Source organism: Mycolicibacterium sp. MU0053 (assembly GCF_963378095.1).
In the GTDB taxonomy this organism is placed as follows: Bacteria; Actinomycetota; Actinomycetes; order Mycobacteriales; family Mycobacteriaceae; genus Mycobacterium; species Mycobacterium burgundiense.
Genome location: NZ_OY726397.1, coordinates 3,503,747 through 3,516,979, shown reverse-complemented (window position 1 = coordinate 3,516,979; position 13,233 = coordinate 3,503,747). Strand labels below are relative to the sequence as shown.

Annotated in this window: 11 protein-coding genes; 7 read left to right on the top strand and 4 right to left on the bottom strand. The window is 69.3% G+C overall.

The window, feature by feature from the left end; genetic code table 11:
• Positions 1-70 precede the first annotated feature (70 nt).
• The 3 genes from RCP80_RS16515 to RCP80_RS16505 form a co-directional block, all read right to left on the bottom strand.
• On the bottom strand, positions 71-1,300 hold the full coding sequence (locus RCP80_RS16515) for a glycosyltransferase family 4 protein (protein WP_308478698.1): 1,230 nt from the start codon (positions 1,298-1,300) through the stop codon (positions 71-73).
• A gap of 124 nt (positions 1,301-1,424) precedes the next feature.
• A complete protein-coding gene (locus tag RCP80_RS16510) occupies positions 1,425-2,945 on the bottom strand; it encodes a 1,4-alpha-glucan branching protein domain-containing protein (protein ID WP_308482886.1) in 1,521 nt (506 codons plus the stop codon).
• 17 nt (positions 2,946-2,962) lie between these two features.
• Positions 2,963-3,787: a class I SAM-dependent methyltransferase gene (locus tag RCP80_RS16505; RefSeq protein WP_308478697.1), complete on the bottom strand. Its 825-nt coding sequence runs from the start codon at positions 3,785-3,787 to the stop codon at positions 2,963-2,965.
• Between the two features lie 228 nt (positions 3,788-4,015).
• Here RCP80_RS16505 and RCP80_RS16500 point away from each other — a divergent pair, with 228 nt between their 5' ends.
• The 6 genes from RCP80_RS16500 (at position 4,016) to mnmA (ending at position 9,917) form a co-directional block, all read left to right on the top strand.
• Positions 4,016-4,807, top strand: coding sequence for an electron transfer flavoprotein subunit beta/FixA family protein (locus RCP80_RS16500; protein WP_308478696.1), 792 nt, complete (start codon positions 4,016-4,018; stop codon positions 4,805-4,807).
• A gap of 34 nt (positions 4,808-4,841) precedes the next feature.
• Positions 4,842-5,798, top strand: coding sequence for an electron transfer flavoprotein subunit alpha/FixB family protein (locus RCP80_RS16495; RefSeq protein WP_308478695.1), 957 nt, complete (start codon positions 4,842-4,844; stop codon positions 5,796-5,798).
• A 143-nt stretch (positions 5,799-5,941) separates the two neighbouring features.
• A complete protein-coding gene (locus RCP80_RS16490; protein WP_308478694.1) occupies positions 5,942-6,772 on the top strand; it encodes a GNAT family N-acetyltransferase in 831 nt (276 codons plus the stop codon).
• Positions 6,769-7,608, top strand: a complete 840-nt coding sequence (locus RCP80_RS16485; RefSeq protein ID WP_373693363.1) for a lysophospholipid acyltransferase family protein — start codon at positions 6,769-6,771, stop codon at positions 7,606-7,608. Before RCP80_RS16490 ends, RCP80_RS16485 begins: the two co-directional genes overlap by 4 nt.
• A gap of 45 nt (positions 7,609-7,653) precedes the next feature.
• Positions 7,654-8,847, top strand: coding sequence for a cysteine desulfurase family protein (locus RCP80_RS16480; protein WP_308478693.1), 1,194 nt, complete (start codon positions 7,654-7,656; stop codon positions 8,845-8,847).
• The gene (gene mnmA, locus RCP80_RS16475) at positions 8,847-9,917 is read left to right on the top strand and encodes a tRNA 2-thiouridine(34) synthase MnmA (RefSeq protein ID WP_308478692.1); all 1,071 of its coding nucleotides are present in this window, start codon (positions 8,847-8,849) and stop codon (positions 9,915-9,917) included. The genes RCP80_RS16480 and mnmA overlap by 1 nt, the downstream gene beginning before the upstream one ends.
• Before the next feature lie 53 nt (positions 9,918-9,970).
• On the opposite strand, the gene RCP80_RS16470 is transcribed toward mnmA, so the two are convergent.
• Positions 9,971-11,029, bottom strand: coding sequence for a zinc-dependent dehydrogenase (locus tag RCP80_RS16470; protein ID WP_308478691.1), 1,059 nt, complete (start codon positions 11,027-11,029; stop codon positions 9,971-9,973).
• A gap of 223 nt (positions 11,030-11,252) precedes the next feature.
• Here RCP80_RS16470 and RCP80_RS16465 point away from each other — a divergent pair, with 223 nt between their 5' ends.
• Positions 11,253-13,223: a PTS mannitol transporter subunit IICBA gene (locus RCP80_RS16465; RefSeq protein ID WP_308478690.1), complete on the top strand. Its 1,971-nt coding sequence runs from the start codon at positions 11,253-11,255 to the stop codon at positions 13,221-13,223.
• Positions 13,224-13,233: the final 10 nt, after the last annotated feature.

Below are 13,233 nucleotides of genomic sequence, written 5' to 3'. Positions count from 1 at the left end.
CCCCGGCCGACACGCCGGGGCAGATCCCGGGTCTGTGCACGCTCGTGGCTCGATGGCGGGGCTGGACGACCTAGCCGTAGTCCGGCAGCGGGCGCTCGACGATGACCTGACGCCGCTGAGGCTGTCGCTCGCCGCGTTTGGCGGCCAGGTACACCTGCGCGGTCTCCTCGGCCACCGTCGCCCACGAGAAGTCGGCCGTCAGCCGCTCCCGCGCCGCCTCGGCGCGCTGCTGGGCGGCGGCCGGATCGTCGAGCACCACGCGCACGGCCGCGGCCAAGGCGGCGACGTCGCGTGGGGGACACGACACCCCGGTGACCCCGTCGATCACGGCTTCGCCCAGCCCGCCCACGTTGGAGGTCACCAGCGGGGTGCCGGCGGCCGCGGCCTCCAGCGCCACGATGCCGAACGGTTCGTAATGCGAGGGCAACACGGCCGCATCCGCGCGGTGCAGCAATTGCAGCAGGGCCTGATGATCAACCCGGCCAATGAATTTGGTCGCTTTGCGGACCTTGTGTTTGCGAGCCAGTTCGACCAGCCAGTCGAGCTGGGTGCCGTCCCCGGCGATGGTCAGGGTGGTGCCGGGATGGGTCCGACGGATACGGGGCAGCGCGGCAATGGCCTCGTGGACGCCCTTCTCGTATTCCAGCCGACCGAAGTACAGCAGCTCCGGCGGGCCCGAATGGGTGGCACGGGGCTCGAAAGGCCAGCCGGCGGTGTCGATTCCGTTGGGGATGACGTTGATCTCGGACAGCCCCGGGCCGAACAGTCGGGTGAGTTCCTCGCGCATCGAGGCCGAGCAGCTGATCAGTGAGTCCGATTCGTGCACCAGCCACGATTCCAGCGCGTGCACCTGCCGGCTCACCGGACCGGAGATCCAACCGGAGTGCCGGCCGGCCTCGGTGGCGTGAATGGTGGAAACCAGTGGCACGTCGAAGAATTCGGCCAATGCGACGGCGGGGTGGGCGACCAGCCAGTCATGCGCGTGGACCAGGTCGGGCTGCCAGTCGCGCAACGTCAGGCCCGCGCGCACCATCGCGTGGCCCATGGCCAGCGTCCAGGCCATCATGTCGGTGCCGAAGGTGAATTCGTGCGGATCCTGGGCGGCGGCGATGACGCGCACGCCCTCGGCGACCTCGTCGGTGGACGGGTGCGTGGACGGATCGGTGCCGGTGGGCCGCCGCGACAGCACCACCACCTCGTGGCCCGCGGCCACCAGGTCGGTGGCCAGGTGGTGCACGTGTCGGCCGAGGCCGCCGATCACGACCGGCGGGTACTCCCACGACACCATCAGGATTTTCATGGGCGTGCCTCATCACGGGTCGAGCGTGCGGAAACAACGGGAAATGCACCGCGTGTCGGCCGGGGACGCGCCCGCTCGCGGGATGAAGGAGGGGATGAAGAAGGGGGCGGGGGCAGGGCGGGGGTCATGGGCGGGGCAACCGCCTGGCGTCCAATGCGCCGAACAAACCGTCGGCGCGGTTCCAGTTCTCGGCGAGCCGGGTGGCCGCATCGCGGCGACCGGAGGCCAACGCGCCGGCGATCTCCCGGGTGGCGTGCGCATGCAGGTGTGCCCGGTAGCGCGCGTACTCGGCCGCGGAGTCCTTGCTGACCATGAAGGGCCAGTCGCTGGAGACCGTCAGCAGCGTCTCGCGCAGAATCTGGTCGGCGACGTAGTCGCGGGCAACGGTGCGACCGGGGACGGCGGCCTGGGTCAGCGCCTTGTCCACCGTGTTCAGCGCGGTGTCGACGACTTCGGCGTTCAACTGCACCAGATCGGCCACCTGCGGGCCCGACCACACCTGCCAGTCCTTGCCCGAACCCCAAGAGCTGGGCGGTAAATCGACCGGCGTGCCGGTGAACCCGGCCGCGGCGGCAGCACCGAGGGTGCCGAGCCGAATCCCGGCGGCGGGCAGCGCGCGCAGCACCCGCTCCAGCCAGATCGGGCCCTCGTACCACCAGTGCCCGAACAGCTCGGTGTCGAAGGCGGCGATCACATGGGCGGGTTGCCCGATCCGTTCGGACTCCGATATCAGGCGGCGCCGGATGACCTGCACGAAATCGGCGACGTGCGCGTCGACGGCCGCATCCGCGCGCTCCGGATCGTAGGGCGCCTTGGCCTCCGAGGGCACGTTGCGCCCGGTGACCCGGGACGGTTTGAGTCCGGTGGTGTGGTCGTAGGTGTGGAAGTCGCGGTAGGCCGCGTGCCCGGGATAGCCGGACTTCGGTGACCAGACCCGGTAGCTGACCTGCAGATCGCGGCCGAATGCCAGGACGTCGGTGTCGCCGACCGGGCGGCCCAGCGTGGTGTCGCCGTGCAGCGACGGCCCGTCGACCATGAAGTGGCTGATCCCGATGGCGGCGTACTCGGTCTCCATGCCCGGGGCGTAGGCGCATTCGGGGGCCCAGATGCCGCTGGGCGTGTGGCCCAGTCGCTGCGCCGCGTCGGCTAGCCCTTCGCGCAACGCGAACTCGCGCAGTCGCGGATTCAGCAGCGGCTGAAACGGGTGGGCCAGCGGGCCACCGAGCAGCTCGATGGTGCCGGCGTCGACCAATTGGCGCAGGAGCGGGCTGCCGCCGTGCCGCCACCGGGTGGCGAAGTCCTCGAGCGCGCGGCCGGCTTCGGCGTATTCACGTCTTCCGAAGGCCCGCAACGCTTCTGAACCCTCACCCGGCACCGTGGTGGCTTCCAGGGCGCGCAACTGCCAGTTGGTCAGCCAGTGGTGCATGCCGTCGAGGCAGTACGGGTCGTCGAGTTGTGCGGTCACCACCGGGGTCATCCCGAGGGTGAGCACCCCGCGCCGATCCTCGTCCGCCATCGTGCGCAGTACCCGCATCAGCGGCAGATAGCACGCCGACCAGGACTGGTAGAGCCACTCCTCGCCGACCGGCCACCGACCGTGGTGGGCCAGCCAGGGCAGGTGGGTGTGCAGGACCAGGCTGAACATGCCCGGGACCGGCGCGGTCACGGCCGCACCGCGATGGCCACCAGGTCCAAGCTGGCATCGATGTCGGCCTCGTCGGCATCGAGCAGGTCGAAATCGGCACTGGTGACCGCGGCGACGTCGGCCAGCAACTCCGCGGGCCAGGGCGCATCCGCCAGGGCGCGGGCGATCTGCGCCTCGATGATCGAGCCGCCGTGCTTGGCGTCGAGGGCGCGCAGCGCCGCGCCGTGAAAGACCCCGCTCATGGACCGCATCGTGAAACCGCCGTCGACCAGCAGTTCGGTCAGTTCGGCGGCGTTGAGTTCGCGGGTGTGGAAGGGGTTGATCGGGGTGTCGCTGCCCGGGGTGAACGTCACCCGATTGGGCGTCGACATCAGCAATGTCCCGCCCGGCCGCAACACGCGCAGGCATTCGGCCACGAATTGTGACTGATCCCACAGATGTTCGATGACCTGGAAATTGACCACAACATCGACCGATGCATCCGCCAACGGCAGCTCGGCGAGATTGCCGTGATGCGCCTGCACTTTCGGGTAGCGGGCACGCACATGGGCGACTGCGGATTCGTCATAGTCCACCCCGATGACGCGACGGGCCACACCGGCCAACAGGTCCGCTCCGTAGCCCTCCCCGAAGCCGGCCTCGAGCACCTCCCGGTCCGCGCACAGCGGGGCTAACCGCAGGTAAACGACCTCGTGTCGACGGAACCAGTAATTCTCGACATCCAGTCCGGGGATGGTCCGCTCACCGGTGAGGGGCAGCTCCGAGGGCGGCGCGGCGGCGGCCTCGGGGGGCCGCGCGGCAGGATTGGGGTCGAGGGGACCGTCGGTCACGAATGCGCTCATTGTGAAGGCAGGCTAACCCGAAGCGGTTGGCCGACACAGCGCACCGCAGCACGAAGCCGTACCGGACGGCAGGAACATGCAGCTTGCTCGGTTATGGTGTACGAGCGGACCACCATAAGTTACCCGCTAGTAACATTGCGAGGTGGGCCGACCAACTGGCCTTAGGCCCAAGCTCCTCACAGCGGTTGCCGCCGCGGTGAGGCCCGTCGAGGAGGACGAACCAGAGTCATGACGAACATCGTGGTCCTGATCAAACAGGTCCCAGACACGTGGTCGGAGCGCAAGCTGTCCGACAGCGACTTCACGCTGGATCGTGAGGCCGCCGACGCCGTGCTGGACGAGATCAACGAGCGCGCCGTGGAAGAGGCGCTGCTGATCAAGGAAAGGGAAGGCGGCGACAGCACGGTCACGGTGCTCACCGCCGGACCGGAGCGCGCCACCGAGGCGATCCGTAAGGCCCTGTCGATGGGCGCCGACAAGGCGGTCCACCTCAACGACGAGGGCATGCACGGTTCCGATGTCGTCCAGACCGGGTGGGCCCTGGCCCGCGCGCTGGGCACCATCGAGGGCACCGAGCTGGTCATCGCCGGCAACGAGGCCACCGACGGTGTCGGCGGCGCGGTCCCGGCGATCATCGCCGAGTACCTCGGGCTGCCGCAGCTGACCCACGTGCGCAAGCTCAACGTGGAGAACGGCAAGGTCACCGGCGAGCGGGAAACCGACGACGGGGTGTTCACCCTGGAGGCCGAGTTGCCTGCCGTGGTCAGCGTCAACGAGAAGATCAACGAGCCGCGCTTCCCGTCCTTCAAGGGCATCATGGCCGCCAAGAAGAAGGAAGTCACCACCCTGACCTTGGCCGAGATCGGTGTCGAGGGCGACGAGGTGGGCGTGGCCAACGCCGGTTCGACCGTGCTGGCTTCCACCCCCAAGCCGCCCAAGACCGCGGGCGAGAAGATCGCCGACGAGGGCGAAGGCGGCACCAAGATCGCCGACTACCTGGTCGCCCAGAAGCTGATCTAAGACTTCCAACCCAGAGCAAAGAGGCTAAGAATCCATGGCTGAAGTACTTGTGCTCGTTGAGCACGCCGAAGGTGCCCTGAAGAAGGTCACCGCCGAACTGATCACCGCCGCCAAGGTGCTGGGCGAGCCCGCCGCCGTTGTGGTGGGCGCTCCCGGGACAGCGGCCCCGCTGGTCGACGGGCTGAAGGAGGCCGGCGCCGCCAAGATCTACGTCGCCGAGTCCGACGACGCCGACAAGTTCCTCATCACGCCCTACGTCGACGTGCTGGCCGCGTTGGTCGAGCAGAACAGCCCCGCCGCGGTGCTGATTGCCGCCAACGCCGACGGCAAGGAGATCGCCGGCCGGTTGGCCGCGCGTCAGGGTGCCGGTCTGCTGGTCGACGTCGTCGAGGTCAAGGAGGGTGCCAAGGGCACCCACTCGATCTTCGGTGGCGCCTACACCGTCGAGGCCCAGGCCAACGGCGACTCCCCGGTGATCACCGTGCGTCCGGGTGCCATCGAGGCGGCGCCGTCCGCCGGTGCCGGCGAGCAGGTCACCGTCGAGGTGCCCGCGCAGGCGGAGAACGCCACCCGGATCACCGCGCGCGAGCCGGCGGTCGCCGGTGACCGTCCGGAGCTGACCGAGGCCTCGGTCGTCGTCGCCGGTGGTCGCGGTGTCGGCAGCGCCGACAAGTTCTCGGTGGTCGAGGAACTGGCCGACTCGCTCGGTGCCGCCGTCGGCGCCTCGCGTGCCGCGGTCGACTCCGGCTACTACCCGGGTCAGTTCCAGATCGGTCAGACCGGCAAGACCGTGTCGCCGCAGCTGTACATCGCCCTGGGCATCTCCGGCGCGATCCAGCACCGGGCCGGTATGCAGACCTCGAAGACCATCGTCGCGGTCAACAAGGACGAAGAGGCACCGATCTTCGAGATCGCCGACTACGGCATCGTGGGTGACCTGTTCAACGTCGCCCCGCAGCTGACCGAGGCGGTCAAGGCTCGCAAGGGCTGAGCTGGTTCTCGTCGAAAGACCCCCGGAGCTGGTCTCCGGGGGTCTTTTGCGTGGGGGCCCGGGGGCAACTCGTCACCTGACGCTCACGAACACGTCACGCGCTGATTGCCGCCCCGCCCAGTAACTGCGCGAACGTGCTGATCATGAGCACAGCAGCCGTCCTCATCTCCGCCGATCGAACCGACCACCCCGCCGGCGCGGCGCGCTACTCGCTGCTGCTGTCCACCGACGCCGAGTTGATCGAGGCCGCCCAGCGGCTGCGGCACGAGGTGTTCAGCACCGAACCGGGCTTCGCGCTGCGCGCTGCCGACACCGACGGCCGCGACGCCGACGACTTCGACGAGTTCTGCGATCACCTGCTGGTCCGCGACGACGCCACCGGAGAGCTTGTCGGCTGCTACCGCATGCTGCCGCCGCCGGGTGCGATCGCCGCCGGGGGTCTGTACACCGCAACGGAATTCGATGTGGGCGGCTGGGACGCGCTGCGGCCGTCGCTGGTGGAGATGGGCCGTGCGGTGGTCCGCGCCGACCATCGCAACGGCGCGGTGGTGTTGATGATGTGGACCGGGATCCTGGCCTACCTGGATCGCTGCGACTACGACTATGTGGCCGGTTGCGTCTCGGTCCCGATCGCCGATCCCGACGCTGCCGTGGCGCCCGGCACCCGGATCCGCGGCGTGCGCGACTTCGTGTCCCGCCGCCACCCCGCGGCCCCGGAGCACACGGTGTACCCGTACCGCCCGGTGGTCCTCGAGGGCCGCGGACTCGACGACATCGCACCGCCGACTCGGCCGGGCCTGCCGCCCCTGCTGCGCGGCTATCTGCGACTGGGCGCCCAGGTGTGCGGCGAACCGGCACACGACCCACAGTTCGGGGTGGGGGATTTTCCCGCGCTGCTGGCCAAGAGTCGCGCCGACACCCGGTATCTGCGCCGGCTCAGGTCGATGGGGGCCGACCCGGGGGCGGATCGGTGATCGGCGGCGGCGAGCACGCCTGGCTGCCGCGGGCCTCGTGCACCGAGGCGTGCCTGCACGCCGGGGCCGGCCCCAACGCTCGGCGGCTGCGCATCGCGCTGCGGGTGCTCCTGCGCGCAACGCTGGCGGTCGTACTGCTGCCCGCCCTGCCGCTGTTGGCGGTGCCGCTGCCGGGACGTTCGCATCTGCAGCGCGGCTATTGCCGGCTCATGTTGCGCGCCCTCGGCGTGCGAATCGCCGTCTCGGGCGGGCCGATCCGCAACCTGCCCGGGGTCTTGGTGGTCAGTGGCCACGTGTCCTGGGTGGACATCTTCGCGATCGGCGCGGTTCTGCCCGGATCGTTCGTCGCCCGGGCCGACCTGATCGACTGGCCGGGCGTGGGAGTACTGGCCCGGCTGATGAAGGTGATCCCGATCGAGCGCAGCAGCTTGCGCCGATTGCCGGCGGTGGTGGCCACCGTGGCCGACCGGCTGCGGGCGGGGCACACCGTGGTGGCGTTTCCGGAGGGCACCACCTGGTGTGGACTGGGGCATGGATCGTTTCGACCGGCGCTGTTCCAGGCCGCGATCGACGCCGAACGACCGGTGCAACCGCTGCGGCTGAGCTATCACCACCGCGATGGCAGCACCTCGACGGTGCCCGCCTACATCGGCGAGGACACGCTGTGGGCGTCGGTGTGCCGGCTGGTGGTCGCGCGTCGCACGGTGGCCCACGTCCGAGTGGAATCGCTGCAGTTGCCCGGAGAGGACCGGCGCGGGTTGGCGTTGCGCTGTCAGGCCGCCGTCCACGCCACCGGGCCCCGGATGGCCTCGACGGGGCATGCCCTGGCCGCCTAGCTTGCCAACGGGGTCGCTCCGCCCGGCGGGTACCCTGGACGGGTCATGAGCCCCGCCACTCCGGTGTACCTCGACCACGCCGCCACCACCCCGATGCACGCCGCCGCCATCGAGGCGATGACGGCTGTGCTGGCCACGGTCGGAAACGCCTCCTCGCTGCACACCGCGGGTCGCGCCGCCCGCCGCCGGATGGAGGAGTCCCGGGAGACCATCGCCGCGGCGCTGGGCGCGCGGCCGTCCGAGGTGATCTTCACCGGGGGCGGCACCGAAAGCGACAACCTCGCGATCAAGGGGATCTACTGGGCCCGCCGCGACGCCGATCCGCGCCGGCGCCGGATCGTCACCACCGGGGTCGAGCATCATGCGGTCCTCGACGCGGTCGCCTGGCTCGGCGAGCACGAAGGCGCGCAGATCACCTACGTGCCCACCGACGCCGACGGAGCGGTGGCTCCGGCCGCCTTGCGTGCCGTGCTCGAGGAGCACGATGACGTCGCGCTGGTGTCGATCATGTGGGCCAACAACGAGGTCGGCACCATCATGGCGATCGACGAACTGGCCGCCCTGGCCGCCGAGTTCGACGTGCCCATGCACACCGACGCGGTGCAGGCCGCCGGTCACCTTCCGCTCAGCTTCGCCGCCAGCGGATGCGCGGCGATGAGCGTCACGGCCCACAAATTCGGCGGTCCGACCGGGGTGGGGGCGCTGTTGCTGCGCCGCGACACCGCCTGCGTGCCGCTGTCCCACGGCGGCGGTCAGGAACGCGACGTGCGCTCGGGCACACCGGATGTCGCGGGCGCGGTGGCGATGGCCGCCGCGTTGCGGGTCGCCGTCGACGGCCAGGAGGCCAACAGTGCCCGGTTGCAGGCGCTGCGGGACCGGCTGATCGAGGGTGTGCTCACCGAGATCGAGGATGTGGTGGTCAACGGTTCGCGGACCCACCGGCTGCCCGGCAATGCCCACTTCACCTTTCGGGGCTGCGAGGGTGACTCGCTGCTGATGTTGTTGGACGCCAATGGAATCGAATGCTCCACCGGCTCGGCCTGTACGGCCGGGGTGGCACAGCCCTCGCATGTGCTGATGGCGATGGGAGCCGACGCGGTGGCCGCCCGCGGATCGATCCGGCTGTCGCTGGGGCACACCAGTGTGGACGAGGACGTGGACGCCGCCCTGCGGGTGCTGCCGGCCGCAGTGGAACGCGCCCGGCAGGCGGCCCTGGCCAGCGCCGGGGTGGTGCGCTGATGAAGGTGCTGGCGGCGATGAGCGGCGGGGTGGATTCCTCGGTCGCCGCCGCCCGCATGGTCGATGCCGGCCACGACGTGGTCGGGGTGCACCTGGCGCTGTCGTCGGCGCCCGGAACGCTGCGAACCGGATCGCGCGGGTGCTGCTCCAAGGAGGATGCCGGCGATGCCCGACGCGTCGCCGACGTCCTCGGGATCCCGTTCTACGTCTGGGACTTCGCCGACCGTTTCAAAGAAGACGTGATCGACGACTTCGTCGAGTCCTACGCCCGCGGGGAGACGCCCAACCCGTGCGTGCGGTGCAACGAGCGGATCAAGTTCTCGGCGTTGGCCGCCCGCGCGCTGGCGCTCGGCTTCGACGCGGTGGCCACCGGCCACTACGCGCGGCTGTCCGAAGGCCGGCTGCGCCGCGCCGTCGACAAGGACAAGGATCAGTCGTATGTGCTGGCGGTGCTGACCGCAGAACAGTTGCGGCACGCGGTGTTTCCGGTGGGCGACACCGCCAAGCCGGAGATCCGCGCCGAGGCGGCCCGCCGCGGGCTGTCGGTGGCGCAGAAGGCCGAAAGCCACGACATCTGTTTCATCCCGACCGGGGACACCCGCGCGTTTCTCGGCGCCCGGATCGGCGTGCGCCCCGGCGCGGTCGTCGACGCCGGCGGCGCGGTGCTGGCCGAACACGATGGCGTCCACGGGTTCACCATCGGGCAGCGCAAGGGGCTGGGCATCGCGGGCCCCGGACCCGATGGTGCGCCGCGCTATGTGACCGGGATCGACGCCGCCACCGGCACCGTCCGGGTGGGTGCGGCCACCGATCTCGACGTCGTCGAATTGACCGGTCAGCGACCGGTTTTCACCTCCGGCGCAGCGTGGGCCGGCCCGCTCGAGTGTGAGGTCCAGGTGCGCGCGCACGGTGGGATCGCCCCCGGTGTCGTCGAGGTGGTCGACGGCGAGCTGCGGATGCGGCTGCACACCCCGCTGCGGGGGGTGGCGCCCGGGCAGACGATGGTGCTCTACCGGCCCGACGCCGAGGATGTCGGCGATGAGGTGCTCGCCAGCGCGACGATCTCGTGATTTCGGCGTGATAATCCACGCTGAGCGTGTGGGATCACGCCGAAATCACCCGGTCACGGCTCGATGGTGACCTTGATCGCCTCGCCGTTCTTCACGATCTGAAACGCCTCGAGCACTTGCGCCAGCGGCACGTGCCGGGTGATCAGGTCCTTGACCGGGACCTGCCCCGTGGAGATGTACTCCAGCGCCCGCTTGTTGTGTTCCGGCGCTGAACCGTTGGCACCGTGGATGTGCAACTGCCGGTAGTGCACGACATTGGAGTCGCACGTGATCGTCGGATTGTTCTTGGGCAACCCGCCGAAGAACGAGATGCGGCCGTTGCGAGCGGCCATCGCGATGGCCTGCTCCTGGGCGATGTTGGCCGCGGTCGCGGTGATGACGACGTCGGCGCCCCGGCCACCGGTCAACTCCAGGACGCGCTCGACGACATCGACCTTGGAGCCGTCGATGATCTCGTCGGGGGAAACCGCGTCGGCGGACATCTTCAGGCGCGCCTCGTTGACATCGACGAGATAGATGGGGCCACAACGATGTACACCGCGGGCGATCCGGATGTGCATGCAACCGATCGGGCCGGCACCGAACACCACCACGGTGTCACCCTCCTCGATGCCGAGCAGGTCCTGGGCGTTGATCGCACAGGCGAACGGTTCGGCGGCCGAGGCCTCGTCGTAGCCGACGTTGTCCGGGATGCGGTTGAGGCCGTCGACCTTGAGCACCTGCCGCGGGACGATCATGTACTCGGCGAAGCCGCCGTCGTACTGGTAACCCATAGAGGTCTGGTTCTGGCACACCGCCATCCAGCCCTTGCGGCACTCGTGGCACTCACCGCACGGCACCGCGGCGATCACCTGGGCCCGATCGCCGACCTGCCAGTTGGTGCCGTAGGTGGCGTTCACGTCGGCGCCGACCGCCACGACCTCGCCGGCGATCTCGTGGCCGATGGTGCGGGGCGGGGACAGGTTCTGATGGCCGTTGTAGAAGATCTTGACGTCGGTGCCACACGTCGAGCAGTTGCGCACCCGCAGTTTGACCTCGTCGGGTCCGCAGGTCGGTTCGGGGACGTCCTCGAGGCGGACGTCCTCGGGTGCGTAGTAGCGCAGGGCCAGCATGGCGTTGTCCTTCCGGCGTCGGGTGGGGGTGTGTTCCAGTTCACGTGCAGTGGACCTCTGACAGCACTCTAGCCGACCCTAGGGCCAAAACGGGCATAAAACCACTAGATCGTTTGCCCATTTATGCCCGAATGCTTGCCGACATGCCCGGTTATGCGGTTTACTGCAAGCGACCGAGTGATGTGACTGGCATCACTGTCGTGCCGAGACCGGAGGTCATGAGTTGTCCACCACTGAAGCCACGCCCTCGCGCACCGGCCTGCGGGTCCGGGTACAGAAGCTGGGCACGGCGCTGTCGAACATGGTCATGCCCAACATCGGCGCGTTCATCGCCTGGGGCCTGATCACCGCGCTGTTCATCGAGGCGGGTTGGTTGCCCGGCCTGTTCAACGCGCTGCAGGATCCCAACGGCTGGGTGGCCAAGATCGGCGGTTGGGGCGCGTTCGAGGGCGCCGGCGTCGTCGGCCCGATGATCACTTATCTGCTGCCGTTGCTGATCGGGGTCACCGGCGGCCGGATGGTCTACGGCGTGCGCGGCGGCGTGGTCGGGGCGATCGCCACCATCGGTGTGGTCGCCGGCGCCGACGTGCCGATGTTCATGGGCGCGATGATCATGGGCCCGCTTGGTGGCTGGTTGATGAAGAAGGCGGATGCGCTCTGGGAGGGCAAGATCCGGCCCGGCTTCGAGATGCTCGTCGACAACTTCTCCGCAGGCATCCTCGGGATGATCCTGGCGATCTTCGGCTTCTTCGGGATCGGCCCCATTGTCTCGTCGTTCACCCGGGCGGCCGGCAGCGCGGTGGACTTCCTGGTGGAGAACAACATGCTGCCACTGACCTCGATCTTCATCGAACCGGCCAAGGTGCTGTTCCTCAACAACGCGATCAACCACGGCGTGCTGACCCCGTTGGGTTCCACCCAGGCCCTCGAGACCGGCAAGTCGGTGCTGTTCCTGCTGGAGACCAACCCCGGCCCGGGCCTGGGAATCCTGTTGGCGTACATGGTCTTCGGTCGGGGCATGGCGCGCGCCTCGGCCCCGGGTGCGGCTATCATCCAGTTCTTCGGCGGTATCCACGAGATCTACTTCCCGTACGTCTTGATGAAGCCCAAACTGATCATCGCCGCGGTCCTGGGCGGCATGACCGGGGTGTTCATCAACGTGCTGTTCAACTCGGGCCTGCGGGCACCGGCCGCACCCGGATCGATCATCGCGATCTACGCCCAAACCCCCGGCGGCAGCTTCCTGGGGGTGACGCTGGCGGTGCTTGGCGCCACCGCGGTGTCGTTCGCGGTCGCGGCCGTGCTGCTCAGGACCGACCGCGCCACCGAGGATCCGGACCTCGCGGCGGCGACCGCCGAGATGGAGGCGCTCAAGGGCAAGAAGTCCAGTGTGGCCGGCGCGTTGGTCGACGGCGGCGCCCGAACCGGGCCCATTCGAAACATCGTGTTCGCCTGTGACGCCGGCATGGGGTCCTCGGCCATGGGCGCCTCGGTGCTGCGCAAGAAGGTGCAGCAGGCGGGCCACCGCGAGGTCAAGGTCACCAACCAATCGATCGCCAACCTCACCGACGATTACAGCCTGGTGGTCACCCACCGGGACCTGACCGACCGGGCCCGGTTGAAAACCCCGTCGGCGATTCATGTCTCGGTGGACGACTTCATGGGCAGCCCGCGCTACGACGAGATCGTGGAACTGCTCGGCCGCGATGACGCGGCCGGCAATGCCGAACCGCAACCCGCCGCCGAGGACGACGCGCCCGCGCCGGACGGTGCGGATGTGCTGGCACCGGACTCGATCGTGTTGAACGGGACGGCGCGCACCCGGGCGGAGGCCATCACCGAGGCGGGCCGACTGCTGGTGGCCGCCGGTGCGGTCGAGCCGTCCTATGTCGAGGCGATGCACGAACGCGAAACCTCGGTGTCCACCTACATGGGCAACGGCCTGGCGATCCCGCACGGCACCAACGAGGCCAAGGACACCATCCGGCGCACCGGAATGTCCTTCGTGCGCTATTCCGACCCGGTCGACTGGAACGGCAAGCCCGCCGAGTTCGTCGTCGGCATCGCCGGTGCCGGCCAGGACCACATGGCGTTGCTCACGCGGATCGCTCAGGTCTTCCTCAAGCCCGCCGAGGTCGAGCGGCTGCGGACGGCCACGACGGCCGAGGACGTGCGCGCCGTGCTGTCCGGGTAGCGGTGGCCCC

Excerpts from the sequence above, each read along its gene's own strand:
- RCP80_RS16495 (WP_308478695.1), top strand. The coding sequence starts at position 4,842 with ATGGCTGAAGTACTTGTGCTCGTTGAGCACGCCGAAGGTGCCCTGAAG.
- RCP80_RS16500 (WP_308478696.1), top strand. The coding sequence starts at position 4,016 with ATGACGAACATCGTGGTCCTGATCAAACAGGTCCCAGACACGTGGTCG.
- RCP80_RS16480 (WP_308478693.1), top strand. The coding sequence starts at position 7,654 with ATGAGCCCCGCCACTCCGGTGTACCTCGACCACGCCGCCACCACCCCG.
- RCP80_RS16515 (WP_308478698.1), bottom strand. The coding sequence starts at position 1,300 with ATGAAAATCCTGATGGTGTCGTGGGAGTACCCGCCGGTCGTGATCGGC.
- RCP80_RS16510 (WP_308482886.1), bottom strand. The coding sequence starts at position 2,945 with ATGTTCAGCCTGGTCCTGCACACCCACCTGCCCTGGCTGGCCCACCAC.
- mnmA (WP_308478692.1), top strand. The coding sequence starts at position 8,847 with ATGAAGGTGCTGGCGGCGATGAGCGGCGGGGTGGATTCCTCGGTCGCC.
- RCP80_RS16505 (WP_308478697.1), bottom strand. The coding sequence starts at position 3,787 with ATGAGCGCATTCGTGACCGACGGTCCCCTCGACCCCAATCCTGCCGCG.
- RCP80_RS16470 (WP_308478691.1), bottom strand. The coding sequence starts at position 11,029 with ATGCTGGCCCTGCGCTACTACGCACCCGAGGACGTCCGCCTCGAGGAC.
- RCP80_RS16490 (WP_308478694.1), top strand. The coding sequence starts at position 5,942 with ATGAGCACAGCAGCCGTCCTCATCTCCGCCGATCGAACCGACCACCCC.